General features: G+C 75.5%; 2 protein-coding genes. Both read right to left on the reverse strand.

The genetic code is table 11. From position 1 onward, the window contains the following. On the reverse strand, positions 1-13,384 hold a 13,384-nt coding region (locus tag ACF1BE_RS34280), incomplete at its 3' end, for an SDR family NAD(P)-dependent oxidoreductase (RefSeq protein ID WP_392202897.1). Between the two features lie 34 nt (positions 13,385-13,418). After that, positions 13,419-25,033, reverse strand: an 11,615-nt coding sequence (locus ACF1BE_RS34285) for a type I polyketide synthase (protein WP_392202898.1), incomplete at its 5' end; no start/stop codon positions are given.

Below are 25,033 nucleotides of genomic sequence, written 5' to 3' on the forward strand. Positions count from 1 at the left end.
AGGTGAACAGCACCCCGCCGGTCTCCGGCACCGCCACCACCGCGCCGAGCAGCGGGTGGTCCGCCGTGCTCTGGCCCAGGGCGACCGCGTCGGTGGCGGGAGCCATCCGCAGCCAGTAGTGACGGTGGTCGAAGGCGTACGTCGGCAGGTCCACGTGGGCGTCGGCGGCACCCTCGGGAAGGACGGCCGTCCAGTCCACCTTCGTGCCGCGCACGAACAGCTCCGCGACGGACAGCAGGAGGGTCTGCGTCTCGCCTCGGTCGTCGCGCAGGGCGGGCACGCTGACCGCGTCGTCGCCGGCCGACTGCGCGATCGCGCCGGTCAGGGTGCCGCCGGGGCCGAGTTCCAGGAAGACCGAACCGCCCGACGCGGCGATGCCGTCGGCGAAGCGGACCGGGCGACGGACGTGCTCCACCCAGTAGGCGGGATCGCTCAGCCGGCCGGGCTCGGCGAGCCGGCCCGTCACATTGGACACGACGGGGAGGGTGGGTTCGTGCCACGTCAGCCCCGACAGGGCGGCGGTGAAGTCGGCGAGCATCGGCTCCATCAGCGCCGAGTGGAAGGCGTGCGAGACGGTCAGCCGCTTGACCCTGCGGCCCTGTTCGCGCAGCTCCTCGGCGAGGGTCACGACGGCTTCCTCGTCACCGGAGAGCACGACCGAGCCGGGAGCGTTCACCGCGGCCATGTCCACGCCCGCGCCCAGGTGCCCGGCGATCTCCGCCTCGCTCGCGGCGACCGCCACCATCGCGCCGACCGGTGCCAGGGCCTGCATCAGGCGGCCGCGGGCGGCGACCAGCGCGGCCGCGTCCGTCAGCGACAGCACCCCGGCGACATGCGCGGCGACGACCTCGCCGATCGAGTGCCCGGCCACCACGTCCGGTCGTACGCCCCAGGACTCCACGAGCCGGAACAGGGCCGACTCAACGGCGAACAGACCCGCCTGGGTGAAGATGGTCTGGTCCAGCAGGCCGCCGCCGGCGTTGCCGACCTCGCCGAACACCACGTCCTTGACGGGGTGGTCGGCCCAGCCGGCCAGCTGTGCGTCGAGTGCGGCGCAGGCGTCGTCGAAGGCGCGGGCGAACACCGGGTAACGGTCGTACAACTCGCGGCCCATGCCCAGCCGCTGGGAGCCCTGGCCGGGAAACACGATGACCGTGCCACCGCTGCTCTCCGTGCCCGTGACCACGACCGGCGACGACTCGCCGGCCGCCAGTGCCGCGAGTCCGGTCACCGCTTCCTCGCGCGAGCCGGCGACGACCACGGCCCGTTCGGTGAGCACGGCCCGCCGGGAGACGAGGGCTCCGGCGACGGCCGCCCTCGGGGCGTCGGTGCCGCCGACGAACTCGGCGAGCCGGCCGGCCTGCCCGGCCAGCGCGTCGGCGCTGCGGGCCGAGACCACCAGCGGCAGCACACCGTCGGCAGGGGTTACCGGCTTCGCGGCCGGCTCGTCCTCGGGTGCCTGTTCCAGGATGACGTGGGCGTTGGTGCCGCTGACGCCGAAGGCGGAGACGCCGGCGCGGCGCGGGCGGCCGGTCTCCGGCCAGGCCCGGGCCTCGGTGAGGACCTCCACCGCGCCCGCCGACCAGTCGACCTCGGTCGACGGCTGGTCGACGTGGAGTGTGGGGGGCAGCACCGCGTGCCGCAGTGCCTCGACGGTCTTGATGACGCCGGCGACACCGGCCGCCGCCTGGGCGTGGCCGAGGTTGGACTTCACAGACCCGATCCACAGCGGCTCCTCGCGGTCCTGCCCGTAGGTGGCGAGCAGCGCCTGCGCCTCGATCGGGTCACCGAGGACCGTGCCCGTGCCGTGCGCCTCCACGGCGTCCACCTCGGACACCGAGAGACCGGCGCTCGCGAGCGCCTTGCGGATCACACGCTGCTGCGACGGCCCGTTCGGGGCCGTGAGCCCGTTGGAGGCGCCGTCCTGGTTGACCGCGCTGCCGCGGACGACCGCCAGCACCCGGTGGCCCTTGCGGCGTGCCTCCGACAGCCGTTCCAGCACGAGGACACCCGCGCCCTCGGCCCAGCCCGTGCCGTCCGCGCCGTCCGCGAAGGCCTTGCAGCGGCCGTCGGGCGAGAGTGCCTGCTGACGGGAGAACTCCACGAAGGTGTACGGGTTGGCGAGGATGGTCGCGCCGCCGGCGAGGGCCATGGAGCACTCGCCGTTGCGCAGGGCCTGCGCGGCGAGGTGCAGGGCGACCAGGGACGAGGAGCACGCGGTGTCCACGGTCACGGCGGGGCCCTCGAGACCGAAGACGTACGACACCCGGCCGGAGGCCACGCTGCCCGCGGAGCCGGTCGCGGTGAACCCGGCCAGTTCCGGCGGGAGTTCGCCGCCGAAGCCGTAGCCCTGGGTCATCACGCCGGAGAACACGCCGACGTCGGCGCCCTTCAGGGAGGTGGGATCGATGCCCGCCCGCTCCAGCGCCTCCCAGGACGTCTCCAGCAGCAGCCGCTGCTGCGGGTCCATGGCCAGCGCCTCGCGCGGCGAGATGCCGAAGAAGCCCGCGTCGAACAGGCCGGCGTCGTGGAGGAAGCCGCCCTGGTCGACGTACGAGGTCCCGACGCGTCCGGGGTCGGAGTCGAACAGGCCCTCCAGGTCCCAGCCGCGGTCGGACGGGAAGCCGGACATCGCGTCCCGGCCCTCCGCCACCAGCTGCCAGAGGCCCTCGGGGCTGGTGACACCACCGGGCAGCCGGCACGCCATGCCGACGATCGCGATCGGCTCGCCCGGGTCGGCCGCGGCGACGGCGGGTTCCGGGCCGGCGGGTGCCGCGGTGACGTGGCCGAAGTGGCTGTGCAGATGGCGGGCGAGGGCGAGCGGGGTCGGGTAGTCGAAGACGACGGTGGTCGGCAGGGTCAGGCCGGTGGCCTCGCGGACGCGGTTGCGCAGTTCGACCGAGGTGAGGGAGTCGAAGCCGGCGTCCTTGAACGCCTTCTCCGCCCTGACCTGGTCGGCGCCCGCGTGGCCGAGGACGGCCGCGACCTGGCCGCGGACGACGTCGAGGAGCAGCGCCTCCTGCTCGTCCGGGCCGAGTCCGGCGAGCCGGTCGGCCAGGCCGCCGCCGGTGCGGTCCGCGGCGGCCGTCCGGGCCGCCTGCCGGGTGACGCGGATCAGGCCGCGCATCAGGGGCTGCACGGTGCCGCCGGAGGCGGCGTCGGCGCGGGCGGCCCGCAGGTCCAGCTTGACGGGGACCAGGAGGGCCTGGCCGGCGCCGAGGGCCGCGTCGAAGAGGGCGAGGCCCTCGTCGGGGGTCAGGGCGCGGACGCCGCCCCGGCTCATGCGGGCCTGGTCGGCTTCGCCGAGGTGGGCGGTCAGGCCGGTGCTCTGCTCCCACAGGCCCCAGGCCAGGGACACCGCGGGCAGGCCGGCGGCGCGGCGGCGGGCCATCAGGCCGTCGAGGTAGGCGTTGGCGGCGGCGTAGTTGCCCTGGCCGGCCGAGCCGAACAGGCCGGCGCCGGAGGAGTAGACGGCGAACGCGGTCAGGTCCAGGGCGCGGGTCAGCTCGTCCAGGTGGGCGGCGGCGTCGGCCTTGGGCGCGAAGACGCCTGCCATCCGTTGCGGGGTGAGGGCGCCGATCACGCCGTCGTCCAGGACGCCGGCCGTGTGCACCACACCCGTCAGCGGATGCTCCGCCGGGATCGACTCCAGCAGTCGCGCCACCTGCGTACGGTCGGAGACGTCGGCGGCCACCACGGACACCGATTCGGCGCCCAGGCCTGTCAGTTCGGCCACCAGTTCCGTGGCACCCCCGGCTTCCGTGCCCCGCCGGCTGGCCAGCACCAGATGCCGCACCCCGTGACGTACGACCAGATGACGGGCGACCAACGCACCGAGTGAACCGGTACCGCCCGTGACCAGCACCGTGCCCTGCGGACGGAACGCCACGGTCGGCTCACCGCCGGACGGCTCTCCCTGGGACGTTTCCGCCCGGACCAGGCGCGGCACCGACAGCGCCGTACCACGCACCGCCACCTGCGGTTCCCCGGAGGCCAGGACGGTGGCGAGGAGCGGTTCGACAGTGGTGCCGTAGGCGATGTCGGGGTCGGTGTCCGTGTCGATCAGGACGATCCGGCCCGGGTTCTCGGCCTGCGCCGCGCGGACCAGGCCCCAGACCGCCGCGCCGGCCGGGTCCGTCACCGCGGTGTCGCCGCCGGCGGGAACGGCCCCCCGGGTCAGGACCACCAGCCGGGACTCCTCCAGGCTGGGTGCGGCGAACCACGCCTGGAGCATGGCCAGCATCCGGCTGGTGAGGGACAGCGCGCCGTCCGCGGTGCCCTCGGCGGTGCTGTCGGGGGTGACGGCCTCGACCACGGCGACCATGGGGCCGGTCACCGCGCCGGCGAGGATGCCGACCTCGTCCGCGTGGAACAGCGGCACCCACTGCGGCACCAGCTGCGCCTCGGCATCGGGTGCGGGCAGGTCCGCCCAGTCCACGCGGTAGAGGGAGTGGCTGCCGTCGGCCGGGGCCGCTGCCAGCTGGTCGGCGGCGACCGGCAGGAAGCCCAGCGCGTCCAGGGTGACGACCGGGCCGCCCGTGCCGTCCGCGGCCTCCAGCGACAGGCGCCCGTCCCCGGAGGGGGCGAGCCGCACGCGCAGCGTGGTCGCGCCGGTGGCGTGCAGGGTGAGCCCCTGCCAGGCGGCGGGCTGCCACAGCCGCTGCCCGCCGCCGTCCGGGTCGGCCGTGGCCGCGTGCCGCAGCCCGGACTGCACGGAGGCGTCGAGGAGCGCGGGGTGGATGCCGAACCGCTCGGCGCCCGCGCGCTGCTCCTCGGGCAGGGCCACCTCGGCGAAGACCTCGTCGCCGCGCCGCCACAGCGTCCGTACGCCCCGGAAGGCGGGGCCGAAGGGGTGGCCGAGGCGGAGCAGGTCGTCGTAGAACTCGTCGATGTCGGCCGGGCGGGCGCCGGTCGGCGGCCACAGCGTCAGGTCGGCGCTCGCGCTCGGCGTGGTGAGCGGGGCGTGCGAGAGCCGCCCGGTGGCGTGCCGGGTCCAGGCGCCGGCCTCGGGGTCCTCACCGGCCGCGTAGACGTCGACGGTCCGCGCGCCGGTCTCGTCGGGGCCGCCGACGGCGACCTGGACGCGTATGCCGCCGTCCTCCGGCAGGAGCAGCGGTGTCTCGACCGTCAGCTCGTCCAGGGTGGCGGTGCCGGTCTCGTCGCCGGCGCGCAGGGCCAGTTCCACCAGGGCCGTGGCCGGGACGACGACCGCCCCGCCGACGACGTGGTCGGCCAGCCAGGGGTGGGTGCGCAGGGAGAGGCGGGAGGTGAGGACCAGCCCGTCCGACTGGGGCAGCGGGACGACCGCGCCCAGCAGGGGGTGGTCGGCCGCGGCCTGTCCGAGCGAGGCGGCGTCCGTGGCCGGAGCGGTCTTCAGCCAGTAGGGGCGGTGGTCGAAGGCGTACGTCGGCAGGTCCACGTGGCCGGCACCGGTGCCCTCGGGCAGCACACCGGTCCAGTCGACCGGGACGCCCTTGACGAAGATTTCGGCCATCGAGGTGAGCAGCCGGCGCAGGCCGCCCTCCTCGCGGCGCAGGGAGCCGGTGGTGACCGCGTCGGCCCGGGTGTCGTCGGTGATCTCGTTGACCGGCTGGACGAGGACGGGGTGGGCGCTGGACTCGACGAACACCGTGTGGCCCTCGGCGAGGAGGGCGGCGATCGCCGGTCCGAAGCGGACCTGCTGCCGCAGGTTGCGGTACCAGTAGCCGCCGTCGAGGACGCCCGCCTCGCGCACCCAGTCACCGGTCACCGTGGAGAGGAAGGGCACCAGCGGCGCCTGCCCGCGTACCTCGGCGAGCGCCTCGGCGAGCGTGTTCTCGATGGCTTCGACGTGCCGGGTGTGGGAGGCGTAGTCCACGGCGACGCGTCGGACGCGCACGCCGTCGGCCTCCAGCGTGGCCAGCGCCTCGTCCAGGGCCTCGGCGTCGCCGGCGATGACCACCGACGAGGGGCTGTTGACGGCGGCGACCTCGACCCGGCCGTCCCACGCGGCGATCCGGCCGGCGGCGTCGGCCTCGGGCAGCGCCACGGAGGCCATGCCACCCCGGCCCGCCAGTTCACCGGCGATGACGCGGCTGCGTACGGCGACGATCCGGGCCGCGTCGTCCAGCGACAGCGCTCCGGCCACGCACGCGGCGGCGATCTCGCCCTGCGAGTGGCCGACCACCGCGTCCGGTACGACACCCACGGACGCCCACACGGCCGCCAGGGCGATCATCACCGCGAAGCTCGCCGGCTGGACGACGTCGACGCGGGCGACGAGAGCCGCGTCGGCCTCGCCGCGCAGCACCGCCTTCAGGTCCCAGTCGGTCCAGGGTTCCAGGGCCCGGGCACACTCCTCGATCCTTTCGGCGAACACGGTTGAGGTCTCCAGCAGTTCCCGGCCCATGCCGGTCCACTGCGAGCCCTGGCCGGGGAAGACCAGTACCGTCCGCCCGGTGGCGCCCGCACCGCCGGTCACCAGCCCGGCGGCCGACTCGCCCCGGGCCAGCGCGCCCAGTCCGGCCACCGCCTCCGCGCGGGACCCGGCGACCACCACGGCCCGCTCGGACAGCGCGGCCCGGCGCGTGACGAGAGCGCCCGCGATGTCCGCGAGCGGCGCGTCGGTGCCCGCGGTGTACGCGGCGAGCCGTTCCGCCTGGCCGGCCAGTGAGCCCTCGGAGGCCGCCGACACCACCAGCGGCACCGGGCCGTCGGCCGCGGCCGCCGGTTCCGCGGCGGGCTCCTCGGGTGCCTGTTCCAGGATGAGGTGCGCGTTGGTGCCGCTGATGCCGAAGGAGGAGACACCGGCCCGGCGCGGACGGCCGGACTCGGGCCAGTCCCTGGCCTCGGTCAGCAGCTCGACGGCCCCGGCCGACCAGTCGACCTGCGGGGTGGGCTCGGTGACGTTGAGGGTGGGCGGCAGGACGCCGTGGCGCAGCGCCTCCACCATCTTGATGACCCCGGCGACACCGGCGGCGGCCTGCGTGTGCCCGATGTTGGACTTCAACGAGCCCAGCCACAGCGGCTGTTCACGGTCCCGGCCGTAGGTGGCGAGCAGGGCCTGCGCCTCGATCGGGTCGCCGAGCGCCGTGCCGGTGCCGTGCGCCTCCACGGCGTCCACGTCCCGGGCGGCCAGTCCGGCGGCCGCCAGCGCCCTGCGGATGACACGTTGCTGAGAGGGGCCGTTCGGGGCGGTGAGGCCGTTGGACGCGCCGTCCTGGTTGACCGCGCTGCCGCGCAGCACCGCCAGCACCTGGTGCCCCTTGCGGCGGGCCTCCGACAGGCGTTCCAGGACGACGATGCCCACGCCCTCGGACAGGACGGTGCCGTCGGCGCCCGCGGAGAACGCCTTGACCCGGCCGTCCGCGGCGAGGCCGCGCTGACGGGACATGCCGAGCACGCCGATCGGTGAGCCCATCACGGCGACGCCGCCGGCCAGCGCCAGCGAGCACTCGCCCTGCCGCAGCGCCTGGGCCGCCAGGTGCATGGCGACGAGCGAGGAGGAACAGGCGGTGTCGACGGTGACCGCGGGACCCTCGAAGCCGAAGACGTACGACACCCGGCCCGAGGCGACGCTGCCCGCGGTCGCGGTGGTGACGTAGCCCTCCAGCTCGGGGGGCATGTTGCTGAGGGACTCCAGGTAGTCGTGGATGGAGACGCCGGAGAAGACGCCGATGTCGGCGCCGCGGGTGGAGCCGGGGTCGATGCCGGCGTTCTCCAGGGCCTCCCAGGTCGCCTCCAGCAGCAGCCGCTGCTGGGGGTCCATGGCCAGCGCCTCACGGGGGGAGATGCCGAAGAAGTCGGCGTCGAAGTCGGCGGCACCCTGGAGGAACCCGCTCTTGTGGACGTAGGAGGTGCCGGCCTTGTCGGGGTCGGCGTCGAACAGCTCGTCCAGGTTCCAGCCGCGGTCGTCGGGGAAGCCGGTCATGCCCTCGCGGCGGTCGAGGACCAGCCGCCACAGGCCGGCCGGGTCGGTGACACCGCCCGGCAGCCGGCAGGCCATGCCAACGATGGCGATGGGCTCGTCGGGGTCGGTGGCGACGACCGTGGGGGCGGCGGCGCCGGCCGCGCTCTCGCCCAGTTCCTCGCGCAGGTGGCGGGCGAGCGCCACCGGGGTGGGGTAGTCGAAGATGAGCGTGGCGGGCAGCTTGACGCCGGTGGCGGCGGACAGCCGGTTGCGCAGTTCGATCGCGGTGAGCGAGTCGAACCCGATGTCGCCGAACCCGCGGGTGCCCTGGGCGAGTTCGGGACCGCTGAAGCCCAGGACGGCGGTGGCCTCGGCCTGGATGACGCCCAGCAGGACGGCTTCCTGCTCGGCCTCGGCGAGAGGGGCGAGGCGGCGCAGGAGAGCGCTGCCGTCGCCGGCGGCGGCCCGCGCGGAGCGCCGGCCCGCGCGGACCAGGCCGCGCAGCAGGTGCGGCACGGTGCCGCCGGAGGCCGCGTCGGAGCGCAGCGCGCGCAGGTCCAGCTTGATGGGGACGAGCAGGGCCCGGTCGGTGTGCAGGCCGGTGTCGAGGAGGGCGAGCCCCTCGTCGGCGGTGAGCGCGAGGACGCCGCCGCGGCTCATGCGGGCCTGGTCGGTCTCGCTGAGGTGCGCCGTGAGGCCGGCGCTCTGCTCCCACAGGCCCCAGGCCAGGGAGACGCCGGGCAGCCCGGCCGCGCGGCGGTGGGCCATGAGGGCGTCCAGGAAGGCGTTGGCAGCCGCGTAGTTGCCCTGGCCGGCGGAGCCGAGGAGGGCGGCGGCGGAGGAGAACACCACGAACGAGCGCAGGGCGGGCGCGAGTTCCCGGGTCAGCTCGTCCAGGTGCCGTACGGCGGTGGCCTTGGGGGCGAAGACCCCGGCGATCCGTTCCTCGGTGAGCGCGCTGATCACGCCGTCGTCGAGGATGCCGGCGAGATGCACCAGAGCGGTCAGCGGGTGCTCGGCCGGCAGGTCGCGCAGCAGCGCGGCGACGGCGTCCCGGTCGGAGACGTCGCAGGCGACGACGGAGACGTCCGCGCCGAGGCCGGTCAGATCGGCCGTCAGGCCGGCGGCACCGGCGGCGTCGGGGCCGCGCCGGCCGGCCAGCACCAGGTGGCGCACGCCGTGCCGCTGGACCAGGTGCCGGGCGACGAGCGCGCCGAGCGAGCCGGTACCGCCGGTGATCAGGACGGTGCCGTCGGGGTCGAACGCGGGCGCGGGCCCGGCGGCGGGGGCCGCGGCGTCGGTGGCGGTGTCCGTCGCACCGGCGGGGCCGGCGGTGGTGGTGTCCGTCTGGTCCGCGCGGACCAGACGGGGTGCCGACAGGGTGGTGCCGCGGACGGCGAGCTGCGGTTCGCCGGTGGCGAGGAGCCGCGCGAGGACGGGGCCGGCCCCGGTGGCGGTGGCCGGGTCCAGGTCGGCCAGGACCACCCGGTCGGGGTTCTCGGCCTGGGCGGCGCGGACGAGGCCCCACACGGCCGCGCCGGCCGGGTCGGTGACGGTGGCGTCGCCGCCGGCGGGCACCGCTCCCCGGGTGGCGACCACCAGGCGGGCCGCTTCGAGGCCGGGCGTGGTCAGCCAGGCCTGGAGGACCTCCAGGACGCGGCAGGTCAGGGTCTGGGCGTCGGCGCCGTCGCTGCAGGCGTCCAGGATCGCCGCGGCGGGCACGCTCTCGCGGTCGGCCAGGGCGCGCACGGCGTCGGCGTCGGCGGCCGGCACCCAGGTGGGCGCGGCGGTGACGCCCTCGGCGGCGGGCAGCGGCACCCAGTCGACGGCGAACAGGGCGTCCTGGTTCCCGCCGGCCGCGGCGCCGAGCTGTTCGGCGGAGACCGGCAGGGACACCAGGGAGTCCATGGTGAGCACCAGGTCGCCGGTCTCGTCGGCGGCCTGGAACGACAGGGCGTCGGGTCCGGCGGGCGCCACCCTCACCCGCAGGGCGGAGGCGCCCTCGGCGTGCAGGACGAGGCCGTTCCAGGCGAACGGCAGGACGTTGCGGTCGTCGTCCGGGTCGGCGAAGGCGTTGGTGTGCAGGGCGGCGTCGAGGAGCGCCGGGTGGATGGCGAACTTGTCGGCGTTCTCCCGGTGGTCCTGCGGCAGGGCCGCCTCGGCGAAGAGTTCCTCGCCGCGCCGCCACACGCCGCGCAGTCCCTGGAAGGCGGGGCCGTAGGCGTAGCCGCGGGCGACGAGGTCGGTGTAGAAGTCGTCGAGGGCGACGGGTTCGGCGCCGGGCGGCGGCCAGGCGGTGAAGTCGGCGGCGGGCGCCGTGAACCGGGCGGGCGCGCTGGAGAGCAGGCCGGTGGCGTGCCGGGTCCACTCGCCGTGCCCGTCCTCGCCGGCGTCCTCGCGCAGCGAGTACACGTCGACGGTGCGCGCGCCGTTCGTGGTGGGGCCGCCGACGGCGACCTGGACGCGGACGCCGCCCTGCTCGGGCAGCACCAGTGGCGCCTCGATGACGAGTTCCTCCAGGGTGCCGCAGCCGAACTCGTCGCCGGCGCGCACCGCCAGGTCGACGTAGACGGTGCCCGGGACGATGACGACGCCCTGCATGGCGTGGTCGGCCAGCCAGGGGTGGGTGCGCAGGGAGAGCCGGGAGGTGAGGACGAGTCCGTCGGTCTGCGGCAGCGGCACCATCGCGCCGAGCAGCGGATGGTCGGTGCCGGTCACGCCGAGGGAGGCGGCGTCGCCGCCGTCGGGGGTGAGCTGGATCCAGTAGCGGCGGCGGTCGAAGGCGTACGTCGGCAGGTCGACGTGGGCGGTGCGGGCGCCTTCGGGCAGGACGCCCTTCCAGTCGACGGCGACGCCGCCGGCGAAGACCTCGGCCATCGAGGTGAGCAGGCGGCGCAGGCCGCCGTCGTCACGGCGCAGGGAGCCGGTGACCACGGCGTCGGCGGCGTCGGCGATCTCGGTGACCGGCTGGACGAGGACGGGGTGGGCGCTGGACTCGACGAACACCGTGTGGCCCTCGGCGAGGAGGGTGGCGACGGCGGGGCCGAAACGGACCTGCCGGCGCAGGTTGCGGTACCAGTAGCCGCCGTCCAGGACGCCCGCGTCGCGGACCCACTCGCCGGTGACGGTGGACAGGAACGGGATGGCGGGGGCCTGGCCGCGGATGTCCGCGAAGGCCTCGGTGAGGGCTTCCTGCACTGTCTGGACGTGCCGGCTGTGCGAGGCGTAGTCCACGGCGATGCGCCGTACCCGTACGCCCTGGTCCTCCAGGGTGTCCAGGACCTCGTCGAGGGCCTCGGCGTCACCGGCGATCACGACGGAGGCCGGCCCGTTGACGGCGGCCACCTCGACCCGGCCGGCCCACCGCTCCAGCCGGGCGGTGACGTCGTCCTCGGTGAGCGCGACGGAGGCCATGCCGCCCAGTCCGGCGAGCCGGCCGCGGATGACCTGGCTGCGGACGGCGACGATGCGGGCGGCCTCGTCCAGCGTGAGGGCGCCGGCGACGCAGGCGGCGGCGATCTCGCCCTGCGAGTGGCCCACCACCGCGTCCGGTACGACGCCCACGGACGCCCAGACGGCGGCCAGGCCGACCATGACGGCGAAGCTCGCGGGCTGCACCACGTCCACGCGGGTCAGCAGGCCGCTGTCGGCGTCGCCGCGCAGCACGGCCTTCAGGTCCCAGTCCACCCAGCGGTCCAGGGCCCGGGCGCACTCCTCGATCCGCTCGGCGAACACCGGGGAGGTGTCGAGGAGTTCACGGCCCATGCCGATCCACTGGGTGCCCTGGCCGGGGAAGACCAGGACGGTCTTGCCGGCCCCGGCGGCGCCCGCGGTACCCCGGACCGTTCCGGGGGCCTGCTCGTCGCGGGCGAGGGCGGTCAGCGCGGCCAGTGCCTCGTCGCGGGTCTCCGCGACGACGACGGCGCGTTCGCCGAGCACCGCGCGCCGGGTGGCGAGGGTGCCCGCGATGTCCGCCAGGGGGGTGTCCGTGCCGTCCAGGAAGGCGGCGAGGCGGCCGGCCTGGCCGGTGAGCGACGCGGCGGAGGCCGCCGACACCACCAGCGGCACGGCACCGCCCGGGGTGACGGCGGCGGCCGGCGCGTCCTCCTCGGGGGCCTGTTCCAGGATGAGGTGGGCGTTGGTGCCGCTGGCGCCGAACGCGGAGACGCCGGCGCGGCGCGGCCGGTCGGTCTCGGGCCACTGCTGCGCCTCGGTGAGCAGTTCCACGGCACCGGACGACCAGTCGACCTGCGGGGTGGGGGCGTCGATGTGCCGGCTGGCCGGCATCAGGCCGTGGCGCATGGCCTGCACCATGTTGATGACGCCGGCGATGCCGGAGGCGGCCTGGGTGTGGCCGATGACCGACTTCACGGAGCCCAGCCGCAGCGGCTGTCCGGCGGGGCGGTCCTGGCCGTAGGTGGCGAGGATCGCCTGCGCTTCGATGGGGTCGCCGAGGACGGTGCCGGTGCCGTGGCCGTCCACCATGTCGATGTCGGAGGTGCTCAGCCCGGCGCTGCTCAGCGCCTTGCGGATGACGCGCTGCTGGGAGGGGCCGTTGGGGGCGGTCAGGCCGTTGGAGGCGCCGTCCTGGTTGACGGCCGAGCCGCGGACGACGGCGAGGACGCGGTGGCCGCGCTCCCGGGCCTGCGACAGCGTCTCGAGGAGGACGACACCGACGCCCTCGGCCCAGCCGGAGCCGTCGGCGGCGGCGGCGTAGGACTTGCAGCGGCCGTCGAAGGCGAGACCGCGCTGGCGGGCGAAGCCGACGAAGCCGCCGGGGGTGGCCATCACGGTGGAGCCGCCGGCGAGCGCCATGGAGCACTCGCCGCGGCGCAGCGCCTGGCTGGCGAGGTGGATGGCGACGAGAGAGGACGAGCACATCGTGTCGACGGTGACCGCGGGCCCCTCCAGGCCGAGGGTGTAGGCGACGCGGCCGGAGGCGACACCGCCCGCGGTGCCCAGGGCCCGTTCCAGGCTGAGGAAGCCCTCGTGGCCGCTGAGGTCGGGGGCGTAGTCCTGGTGGACGATGCCGGCGAAGACGCCGATGTCGCTGCCGCGCACGGAGTGCGGGTCGATGCCGGCCCGTTCGAAGGTCTCCCAGGTGACCTCGAGCAGCTGGCGCTGCTGCGGGTCCATGGCGAGGGCCTCGCGCGGGGAGATGCCGAAGAAGGCGGCGTCGAACTCGGCGGCCTCGTGGAGGAAGGCGCCTTCGCGGACGTACGTCGTGCCGGGGTTGTCCGGGTCGGGGTGGTAGAGGCCCTCCAGGTCCCAGCCGCGGTCCTCGGGGAACGCGGTGTAGACGTCGGTGCCGTCGGTCACCACCCGCCACAGGTCCTCGGGGGTGCGGATGCCCCCCGCGTACCGGCAGGCCATGGAGACGATGGCGATGGGCTCGGCAGCGGCCGCCGCGAGTTTGCTGTTCTCCTGCTGCAGCCGCGCGTTCTCCTTGAGGGAGGCGCGCAGCGCGTTGACGATCTGGTCGTCCGGGCCCGACATATCCGTCCTCCGTGGTACGTCCGCTGTCATGGGGTCAGCTCGTCCTGCCCAGAGCACGCTGCACGAGGTCGGCAACGTCCATGGCGTCGATCAGGGTCTCGTCGTCCTCGGCCGGTTCCGCCGTTTCGGACGCGGGAGCGTCCTCGGTGTCCACGAGGCCGAGCAGGGTGTCCAGGACGCCGGCTTCCCTGAACCGGGCGAGGGGGACGGAGGCGAGGGCTCGCCTGAGGTCGTCCTCCCGCCCGTCGAGCCCGTCGTCGGCGTCCCGCAGCAGTTCGGAGCGGAGATAGCCGACGAGGGCGTCCGGCGTGGGGTAGTCGAAGATGAGGGTGGCGGGCAGCCGCAGGCCGGTCGCCACGTGGAGGCTGTTGCGCAGGTTGACGGCGGCGAGCGAGTCGAAGCCGACCTCCTGGAAGGCCTGGAGGGCGCCGATGCTCTCGGCGCCGCTGTGTCCGAGGACGGTGGCGGCGTGTCCGCAGACCAGCCGGAGCAGGAGGCGGTTCTGATCGGCCTCGGGGACGTCGCGGAGGGACTCCACGAGGCCGGCGGTGGTGTCTCCGTCGTCGGTGTCCGGCTGGGTGGCCCGCAGGGCGGCCTGTGCCTCGGACAGGTCGGCGAAGAGCGGGCTGGGCCGGACCGAGGTGAACGCCGGGATGAAGGCGTCCCAGTCCATGTCGGCCACGGTGACGGCCTTCTCCTGGGCCTGGACGGCCTGCTCGAAGGCGGTGACGGCGATGTGCGGGGCCATGGGCAGGACACCGCGCCGGCGCAGCTGGGTGAGGGTGTCCTCGTCCATGCCGACGCCGACCTCGTCGAGGGCGCCCCAGGCGATCGCGGTGGCGGGGTGGCCGTGGCCGCGGCGCCATTCCACGAGGGCGTCGAGGACGGCGTTGGCCGCGCCGGACGGGCCCTGCCCGCCGCCGCCCCAGATGCCGGCGATGGAGGAGAACACGACGAACGCGTCGAGCGGGGTGTCCGCGAACCGTCCGGCGAGCCATCGGGCGGTGTCCACCTTGGCGGCGAACACCTCGGTGAGTTCGGGTACGCCGGTGTCGTCCACGGTGCTGGTGCGGGCGATGTCGGCGGTGTGCACGACGGCGGTGAGCGGCTGGTCGCCGGGGGTCTCGGCGAGCAGGCGGTCGATGGCGGCCCGGTCGGTGTCGGCGCACGCCCCGACGGTGGTGCCGGTGCCGAGCGCGGTCACCTCGGCGCGGAGTGCGGCGACGGCGTCCCCGGGGGCGGCGGCGGTGGTGACGAGGAGCCGGCGGGCACCGGAGCGGGCGAGCCACAGGGCGGCGTGCCGGCCGAGACCCTCGGCGCCGCCGGTCACCAGGACGGTGCCACGGGGCTGCCAGCCGGAGCCGGCGGCCGGGTCGGGGGCGGTCTTGCGCAGCAGCCTGCGGGTGTGCACACCGGACCTGCGTACGGCCAGCTGGTCGTCGTCGCCTGCGGCGTTGAGCGCGCCGAGCAGATGCCGGACGGTCCGGCTGTCGGGGGTGGCGGGCAGGTCGATCAGCCCGCCCCAGCGGTCGCCGCGTTCCAGGGCGGCGGCCCGGCCGATGCCCCAGACGGCCGCCTGGGCCGGTGCGGTGACGGTGTCCTGGATGCCCGTGTTGACCGCGCCGCGGGTCAGGCACCACAGCGGCCGGGTGACCCCGGTGTCGCCCAGGGCCTGGACCAGCGCGACGGTGGCCGCCGTCAGCGGAAGCGGGTCCTGGGGGCCGACCTGGCCGTCCTCTTCCTCCTCGCCGGCCGGGTCGAGGGCGAGCAGTGACAGGACACCGGCCACGGGATGCTCGGCGAGGACGGCTGACACACGCTCGGCGAGCCGGTCGCGGGTGGCATCGGCCACGGCGACCTCCAGCGGGACGACGTCCAGTCCCTGCTCGGTGAGTTCCCGCAGCAGCTCGGCCGGCACCGAGCCGGTACGCGCCGCCGCCGGCACGACGGCCAGCCAGGTGCCGGCCGGGACACCGGCGCCCTCCTGGTCGACGGGCCTCCAGGTGACGTGGTAGCGCAGCTTCTCCGCCGCCGACCGCTCACGCCGCCGGCCGCGCCAGTCGGCCAGTACCGGGACGACCGTGCGCAGCGCGTCACGCTGGTCGGCCTCGGCCAGGTCGAGCAGTTCGGCGAGGGAGTCGGTGTCGGCCTGTTCGACGGCGGACCAGAAGTCGGTCTCGGCGCCCTCGGCCGTCGGGGCGTCCGTGGTGGTCTCCGCCTCGCGCAGCCAGAAGTGCTGCCGGTCGAAGGCGTACGTCGGCAGCTCGACGTCGGCGGCCTCGGCACCGTCGGGCAGCACCCCGGTCCAGTCGACCGCCACGCCCCTGACGAACAGCTCGGCCATCGACGCCAACAGCCTCCGCAGGCCGCCCTCTTCGCGCCGCAGGGACCCGGCGGCGACGGCACGGAGGCGGACGTTGTCGTCGGCGGCCTCGTCGAAGATCTCGTTGACCGGCTGGAGGAGGACGGGGTGGGCGCTGGACTCGACGAACACCGTGTGACCCTCGGCGAGGAGGGAGGCGATCGCCGGTCCGAAACGCACCTGGCTCCGCAGGTTGCGGTACCAGTAACCACCGTCCAGAACACCCGCCTCACGCACCCACTCACCGGTCACCGTCGAGAAGAACGGCACCACCGGCGCCTGACTGCGGACCTCCGCGAACGCCTGCGCCAACGACCCCTCGATCGCCTCGACATGACGGGTATGGGAGGCGTAGTCCACCGCGACCCGGCGCACCCGCACACCCTCGGCCTCCAGCGCGGCCAGCGCCTCGTCGAGGGCTTCCGCGTCACCGGCGATCACCACCGACGAGGGGCCGTTGACGGCGGCGACCTCGACCCGCCCGTCCCAGGGCGCGATACGGACAACCGCTTCCGCCTCGGACAGGGCCACCGAGGCCATACCACCCCGCCCGGCCAGCTCCCCCGCGATCACCTGACTGCGCACCGCGACGATCCGCGCCGCATCCTCCAACGACAACGCACCCGCCACACACGCAGCCGCGATCTCACCCTGCGAATGCCCCACCACCGCGTCCGGCACGACACCCACCGACGCCCACACAGCAGCCAGCGCCACGTTCACGGCGAAGCTCGCGGGCTGTACGACGTCGACGCGCGCCAGCAGGTCGGTCTCGCCGCGCAGCACGGCCGTCAAGTCCCAGTCCACCCAGGGTTCCAGAGCGCGGGCACACTCCTCGACCCGCTCGGCGAACACCGGTGAGGAGTCGAGTAGTTCCCGGCCCATGCCCAGCCACTGCGAACCCTGACCGGGGAAGACCAGTACGGCCCTGCCGGGGCCGCCGGAGCCGGCGACGGTTCCGCTGACGACGAGGGGGCTGCTCTCGCCGCGGGCCAGCGCGCCCAGCCCGGCCACCGCCTCGTCACGGGAACCGGCGACGACCACGGCCCGCTCGGACAGCAGGGCCCGCCGGGCGACGAGCGCCCCCGCGACCTCGGCCGGGGCCGCGTCGGTGCCCGTGGCGAACGCCGCCAGGCGCCCGGCCTGGGCCGCGAGCGAGGCCGCGCTGCGGGCCGACACCACCAGCGGAACGACGCCGGCGGGCACCTCCGGCCGGGGCACCGGACCGGTGTCGGGCGCCTCCTCCAGGATGACGTGCGCGTTGGTGCCGCTCGCCCCGAACGAGGACACCGCGGCCCGGCGCGGCCGGCCGTCGCGGGTCCATTCGCGGGCCTCGGTGAGCAGTTCGACAGCGCCCGCCGACCAGTCCACCTGCGGGGTGGGCTCCGTGACGTTCAGGGTCGGGGGCAGGACGCCGTGCCGCAGCGCCTCCACCATCTTGATCACGCCGGCGACTCCGGCGGCGGCCTGCGTGTGCCCGATGTTCGACTTCAACGAACCCAGCCACAAGGGCTGTTCGCGGCCCTGGCCGTAGGTGGCGAGCAGGGCCTGGACCTCGATCGGGTCGCCCAGGGTCGTGCCCGTGCCGTGGCCCTCGACCACGTCCACGTCGGCGGGCCCGAGCCCGGCCGCGGCCAGGGCGCCGCGGATCACCCGCTGCTGCGAGGGGCCGTTCGGGGCGGTGAGACCGTTGGACGCACCGTCCTGGTTGACCGCGCTGCCGCGCAGCACCGCCAGCACCCGGTGCCCGTTGCGGCGGGCCTCCGACAGCCGCTCCAGGAGCACCACGCCGACGCCCTCGGCCCAGCCGGTGCCGTCGGCAGTGGCGGAGTAGGCCTTGCAGCGGCCGTCGGCGGACAGGCCGCGCTGGCGGGAGAACTCGAGGAAGGCGTCCGGGCTGGCCATGACGGTGGCGCCACCGGCGAGGGCGAGGGAGCACTCGCCGTTGCGCAGGGCCTGGGCGGCCAGGTGCATGGCGACCAGGGAGGAGGAACAGGCCGTGTCCACGGTCACCGCGGGACCCTCGAAGCCGAACACGTACGACACCCGGCCCGAGGCCACGCTGGACGCCGTGCCCGTCATGACGTAGCCGTGGACGTCCTCGGGCACCTGGCGCAACCGGGTGACGTAGTCGTGGTGGACGATGCCGGTGAACACGCCGACGTCCTGGCCGCGGGTGGACAGGGGGTCGATGCCGGCCCGCTCCATGGCCTCCCAGGAGGTCTCCAGCAGCAGCCGCTGCTGCGGGTCCATCGCCAGCGCCTCACGCGGCGATATGCCGAAGAGCTGGGCGTCGAACCGGGCGGCGTCGTGCAGGAAGCCGCCGGCGCGGGTGTAGCTGGTGCCGGGATGGGCCGGGTCGGGGTGGTAGAGCCGGTCGATGTCCCAGTCCCGGTCGGCGGGGAAGGCGGAGATGGCGTCACGCCGGTCCATGACGAGCTGCCAGAGGTCCTCGGGGCTGTTGACGCCGCCGGGCAGCCGGCTGCTCATGGCGATGATGGCGATGGGCTCGTCCGGGTCCGCCGCGCCGCGGCGGGTGACGGCGGCCGGCTCGGGGCGGGTGCCGAGGAGTTCGCCGCGCAGGTGGTCGGCGAGCAGGGCCGGGGTCGGGTGGTCGAAGACGAGGCTGCTGGGCAGGCTGACGCCGGTGAAGTCGTGCAGCCGGTTGCGGAGTTTGACCGCGGTGAGCGAGTCGAAACCGAGGTTCTTGAACGGCTGTCCCTCGTCGAAGCCGTCCGTGTCCCGGTGGCCGAGCACGACGGCGGCGCTCTCCCGGACGAGGTCCAGCAGGACACGACGCTGTTCCGCGGCGGCGAGACCGGCCAGCCGGGCGGCCGGCCCGTCGCCGTCGGCGTCGGGTTCGCGGCGGATGACACGCCGGGCGGGGGCGGTGCCCAGGGTCCCGGCCGGGGCGGGCGCGGTGTCCGCCTCGGAGTCCGTGAGGGCGTCCGGGACACAGTTCTCGGTGTTGTCGGTGTCCTCGGTGTTGTCGGTGTCCTCGGTGTTGTCGGTGTCCTCGGTGTTGTCGGTGTCCTCGGTGTTGTCGGTGTCGTCGGTGTTGTCGGTGTCCCTGGTGGGGGTGAACGTCACGGGGCCGAGCAGGGCCACGGGCCGGCCGTCGGGGTCGGCCAGCTCCACCAGGTGCCCGCCGTCGTCGGCGGGGGTGACGCGCACCCGCAGCTCGGTGGCGCCCACCGCGTACACGGCGAGGGCGGCGCACCCGGCCGGAGAGCAGGCGTCCGCGTCACCATGGGCGGCCTCGGCCACGAGCCGCAGGGCCGTGTCCACGAGCACGGGGTGCAGCGTGAAGTCCGCTGCTTCGTCGACGAGTTCGGATGGCAGAGCGATGTCGGCGAGAACCTCGCCGGGCTGCCGCCACAGGCCGCGCACCCCGGGCAGGGCGCTGACCTCGGCGGGCTCTGCGGGCCAGGTACGCAGGTCGAACGCGTGCTGCGGGACGCCGGGCACCAGGGTGGCGTGGGCGTGCCGCAGCCACGGTTCGCCCTCCTGGCCGGCCGGGCGGCTGTGCACGGTGACGCCGCGCCGGCCGTCGGGGCCGGGGGCGTCCACGAATGCGCGCAGCTGGAGGTGCCCGTACGCGGGGGCGACGAGGGGTGCGTCGACGGTGATCCGCTCGGCGGTGCCGCCGCCGGCCTCGTCGCAGGCCCGGACCAGCAGGTCCAGCAGGACGGCGGCCGCGACGGTGGTGTCCCCGTCGGCGTGCGGGCCGGGGAGGCGGCCGGGGCCATGTCCGGACAGCCGCCCGGTGAGGACGACGCCGGTGCCACCGTGGGTGCCGGGGATTTCCACGACCCCGCCCAGCAGCGGGTGGCCGGCGGCCCGGGCGCCGAGCGCCTCTGCGTCGGCGGCGGCGTCGCCCTCCACCCAGTACCGCTGGTGCTGGAAGGCGTAGGTGGGCAGGTCGGGGCCGACGGCCGGCCCGGGACGGCCGAGGAGGGCGGTCCAGTCGACCGGCACGCCCCGTACGTGCAGTTCGGCGAGCGCGGTACGGACGGCGGTGTCCTCGGGGGTGTCCCGGCGCAGCGTGGTGACACAGCCCCGGGTGTCCGGTCCGAGCGTGCCGAGGACCATGGCGCTGAGGACTCCGCCGGGACCCAGTTCGAGGTGGGTCACGGCGCCCTGGTCGCGCAGGGTCGTGACGGCGTCGGTGAACCGCACGGCGTGCCGGGCCTGGTCCACCCAGTAGTCGGGGGTGGCGAGCAGCCCGTCCGTGGCGAGTGCGCCGGTGAGCGTGGAGACGATCGGCACGGTGCCCGGCCGGTAGCGGAGCCGGGCGGCCACGGCGCGCAGCTCGTCGAGCATCGGCTCCATCAGCGCGGAGTGGAAGGCGTGGCTGACGGACAGCCGCCGGGTGCGGTGGCCGTCCTGGGCGAGGCGTCCGGCGACGGCCAGGACGGCGTCCTCGGCGCCGGACAGGACCAGTGCCCGCGGCCCGTTGACCGCCGAGATCCCGACGACGCCGGGTGTCCGGGCGAGCAGCGGCGCCACCTCGGCCTCGGTGGCCTCGACGGCGATCATCGCCCCGCCCTCGGGCAGGGCCTGCATCAACCGGCCGCGGGCGGCGACGAGTTCACCGGCGTCCGCCAGGTCCAGGATGCCGGCCGCGTGGGCCGCGGCGATCTCACCGACCGAGTGGCCGGCGAGCAGGCCGGGCCGTACGCCCCAGGAGGCGAACAGCCGGAACAGCGCGGTCTCCAGTGCGAACAGCGCGGCCTGGGTGTAGAGGGTCTGGTCGAGCAGGGCGGCCTGTTCGGTGCCGGGCTCGGCGAACACCACGTCCTTAAGGGGATGGGCGAGTCCGTCGAGGTGCCGTTCCACGGCGGCGCAGGCGGCATCGAATGCGTCGCGGAACACCGGCTGTGCGGCGGCGAGTTCGCGGCCCATGCCGGGCCACTGGCTGCCCTGACCGGTGAACAGGAAGGCGAGTTCGCCGTCGGCCGGGCCGCCGGTGACGGTGTCCGTGCCGGCGGTGCCGGCGGCGAGCGCGCGCAGGGCGGCGACGAGCTGCTGCCGGTCGGCCGCCAGGACGACGGCGCGGTGGTCGAGGTGCGCTCGGGTGGTGGCGAGCGCATGGGCCGTGGCGCCGGGCGGCGTCCCGGTCCGGTCCGCCACCCAGTCCGCGAGCCGGCCTGCCTGTCCACGCAGACCCGCGGGGGTGCGGGCGGAGACCGGGAAGAGGAGGGGACCGTCGGCCGTTGCGTCCGCCTCCTCGGCCGGCGCCGCCGCGTCCTCGGAGTCGGCCGGTGCGGGCGCGGCGCGGTCCGCCGGTGTCGGCGCGGCGCGGTCCGCCGGTGTCGGCGCGGCGCGGTCCGCCGGTGTCGGCGCGGCGCGGTCCGCCGGTGCCTGAGCCGCGTTGTCCGCCGGTGCCGGCGCGGCGCCGTCCGCCGGGAGCCCGGCCGGTGCGGGTGCCTGTTCCAGGACCAGGTGGGCGTTGGTGCCGCCGATGCCGAAGGCGGAGACGCCGGCGCGGCGCGGGCGGCCGGTCTCCGGCCACGCCCGGGCCTCGGTGAGGACCTCCACCGCGCCCGCCGACCAGTCCACGTGGCGGGACGGCTGGTCGACGTGCAGGGTGCGGGGCAGCAGCCCGTGCCGCATCGCCATGACCATCTTGATGACGCCGGCGACACCGGCCGCCGCCTGGGTGTGGCCGAGGTTGGACTTCACCGACCCGATCCACAGCGGCTCCTCGCGGTCCTGCCCGTAGGTGGCGAGCAGCGCCTGCGCCTCGATCGGGTCACCGAGGACCGTGCCCGTGCCGTGCGCCTCCACGGCGTCCACCTCGGACACCGAGAGACCGGCGTTCGCCAGCGCCTTGCGGATCACACGCTGCTGCGACGGCCCGTTCGGGGCCGTGAGCCCGTTGGAGGCGCCGTCCTGATTGACCGCGCTGCCCCGCAGCACCGCCAGCACCCGGTGGCCCTGCCGCTGTGCGTCGGACAGCCGCTCGACCAGGAGCACGCCCGCACCCTCGGACCAGCCGGTGCCGTCCGCGCCGTCCGCGAACGCCTTGCACCGGCCGTCCGGGGCCAGACCCCGCTGCCTGGAGAACTCGACGAACGTCTCGACGTTGCCCATCACCATGACACCGCCGGCGAGCGCCATGGAGCACTCGCCGTTGCGCAGCGCCTGGGCCGCCAGGTGCAGGGCGACCAGGGAGGAGGAACAGGCGGTGTCGATGGTGACGGCCGGGCCCTCGAACCCGAAGTGGTAGGCGACGCGGCCGGACACGACGCTGCCGGAGCCGCCCGTGAGACGGAAACCCTCGGCGTCGGCCGAGTGGTGCATCCGTACGGTGTAGTCGTGGCTGTTGACGCCGACGAAGACCCCGATGTCCCGGCCGCCGAGCCCGGTCGGATCGATCGCGGCGCGCTCGAACGCCTCCCAGGACGTCTCCAGCAGCAGCCGCTGCTGCGGGTCCATCGCGAGGGCCTCGTTCGGGGAGATGCCGAAGAACGCGGCGTCGAAGCCGGGCGCGTCGTCGAGGAACGCGCCGTGCCGCACGTAGGTCGTGCCGGCCTTGTCGGGATCGGTGTCGTAGAGCCGGTCGATGTCCCAGCCGCGGTCGTCGGGGAACTCGGTGACGGCGTCGACTCCGTCGGCCACGACCCGCCACAGGTCCTCGGGGCTGTGCACCCCGGCGGGGAAGCGGCAGGCCATCGCGACGATCGCGATCGGCTCGTCGGGCGCGGCCGGGCCCGTGGCGGGCGCCGGTCCGGCGGGCGCGGCGACCGTGCCGTCACCGGCGAGCCGGGCCCGCAGATGCTCGGCCAGCGCCGTGGGCTTCGGGTAGTCGAAGACGACGGCCGAGGGCAGGGTGAGACCGGTGGCGGTCGCCAGCCGGTTGCGCAGCTCCACCGCGGTCAGCGAGTCGAACCCGGCGTCCTTGAAGGCCCGGTCGGCGCGGACGGCGTCGGCGGTGCCGTGGCCCAGCACGTCGGCGGCGTTGCGCCGGACCAGGTCCAGCAGCAGTGCCTGCTGGGCGCCCGGGTCCAGCCGGCCGACGCGGTCACGCAGGCTGCCCTGGTCCGCGGTACCGGCGGCGCGGGCCAGTGAGCGCGGCGCGGGGGCGAGGCCCCGCAGCAGGGGCGCCACGGGCGCGGTACGGGCTGCCGCGCGCAGGGCGGGCAGGTCCAGCTTCGCGGCCACCAGGGCCGCGGGCAGCCCGGTGCCGGGGCGCAGGGCGAGGTCCAGCAGGGCCATGCCCTCGGCCTCGGACAGCGCGGCCATGCCGAGGCGCCGGTTGCGGTTCAGGTCGGCAGCGCCGAGATGCCGGGTCATGCCGCTGGCCCGCTCCCAGTGGCCCCAGGCGAGCGAGACGCCGGGCAGCCCCTGTTCACGGCGGTGCCCGGCGAGCGCGTCCAGACAGGCGTTGGCGGCGGCGTAGTTGGCCTGTCCGGGGTTGCCGAACACGTTGGCGGCCGAGGAGAACAGCACGAACGCCGCGAGGTCGCGGTCCCGCGTCAGCTCGTCCAGCAGCAGGGCCGCGTCCAGCTTCGGCCGCAGTACGGTGTCGAGCCGCTCCGGGGTGAGCGCGGTGACCACGCCGTCGTCCAGGACACCGGCGGTGTGCAGGACGGCGGTCAGCGGGTGTGCGGCGGGCACCGCGTCCAGGACGGCCGCGAGCTGGGCCCGGTCGGCGGTGTCGCAGGCGGCGAGCGTGACGGTGGCACCGAGCGCGGTCAGCTCCTCGGACAGCGCGGCGGCGCCGTCGGCAGCGGGTCCGCGACGGCTGAGCAGGAGCAGATGGCGGACGCCGTGGCCGGTGACCAGGTGCCGCGCGGTCAGCGCGCCCAGCGTGCCGGTGCCGCCGGTGACCAGGACGGTTCCGTCCGGATCGAGCGCGCGGCCCGGCCGCGGAACGTCGCCCTCCCCCGCCGGCACGTCGGCCCGCACCAGCCTGGGCACCTCGGCCCCCGCGGCGCCAGAAGCCCCCGAAGTACCCGAAGTACCCGAAGCCACCGGAGTTTCCCACGCCTCCGTGGCCCGTATCCGTATCAGCGGTTCGCCGCAGGCCAGCAGGCCGGGGAGGGCGGCGCGGACCGCCGCGTCGGCTTCCCGGGCGTCGCCGGGCCCGTCGACCTCGACGAGCACGATGCGGCCGGGGTGTTCGGACTGGGCGGAGCGCAGCAGCCCTCGGACGGCGGCCGTGGCAAGGTCCGTGGTGGCGCCTGCGGCCGCCACGACCAGCCGGGTCCGCTCGAGAGCGGGCTCGGCCAGCCAGGCCTGGAGGACGGCGAGCGCGGCGGCGAGCGCCGCCCGCGGATCGCCGCCCGCGCGGTCGGCCGCGTACAGCAGGACGTCGGCGTCGCCCGCACCGGCGGTGACGTCCCGCGCGGTCCGTACGGTGACGACGGACGGCGTCCCGTCACCCGCCGGAAGCGGCAGCTCCGTCCAGTCGACGCGGAACAGCGCGTCCTGGGTGAGTGCCTCGGCGAGCCCGGCACGTGCCGGGTCGAACGGCTCGGACAGCACGGCGTCGACGCTCAGCACGGGCCGCCCGGCCGGGTCGGTCAGATCCAGCCGGGTGCCCTCCCCCGCCGACCGCACCGTGACGGTGGTCGCGCCCGACGCGCGCAGCCTCACCCCGCGCCAGGTGACGGCGAGGGTGCCGGCGGGCAGCACCGTCCGCACGGCCGCGTCGAGCAGGGTGGGGTGTACGCCGTACCGGTCGGCGTCGCCCTCGGCGGCCTCGTCGAGGCGCACCTCGACACCGGGCCCGGCGGCCGGCCGGTCGTCGTCCTCCTCGGGAGCGGCGGGTGACAGCGTGCCGTGCGCGTGCCGCGTCCAGACGTCGTCCAGTCCGGAGCCGTCGGCACGCGAGTAGACCTCGACCGTACGCCGCCCGGTGCCGTCGGCCTCGCCCACCACGGTCTGCACGGCCCGGCCACCGCGCGCCGGCAGAACCACGGGCCGCTCGACGGTCAGTTCCGCCACGACCGGCACCCCGGCCTCGTCACCGAGCCGGACCGCCAGTTCGACCAGTGCCGCGTTCGGCACCAGGACGGCGTCGTCGCCGACGAGGTACTCGGCCAACCAGGGCTGCGAGCGCGACGACCACCGCGAGGTCGTCATGAACCCACCGGAGTCGGGCCGGCCGACGACCGCGCCGAGCAGGGGGTGGTCGGCGCGGGCCTGCCCGAGGGAGGCGGCGTCCGCCGCCGGAGCCGGCTTCAGCCAGTAGTGCCGGTGCTCGAAGGCATACGTCGGCAGGTCCACGTGCGTCTCACCGGCGCCCGCGGGCAGCACACCGGTCCAGTCGACCGCCA

The sequence above is a fragment of the Streptomyces sp. NPDC014991 genome (genome assembly GCF_043080665.1).
Classification (GTDB): Bacteria; Actinomycetota; Actinomycetes; order Streptomycetales; family Streptomycetaceae; genus Streptomyces.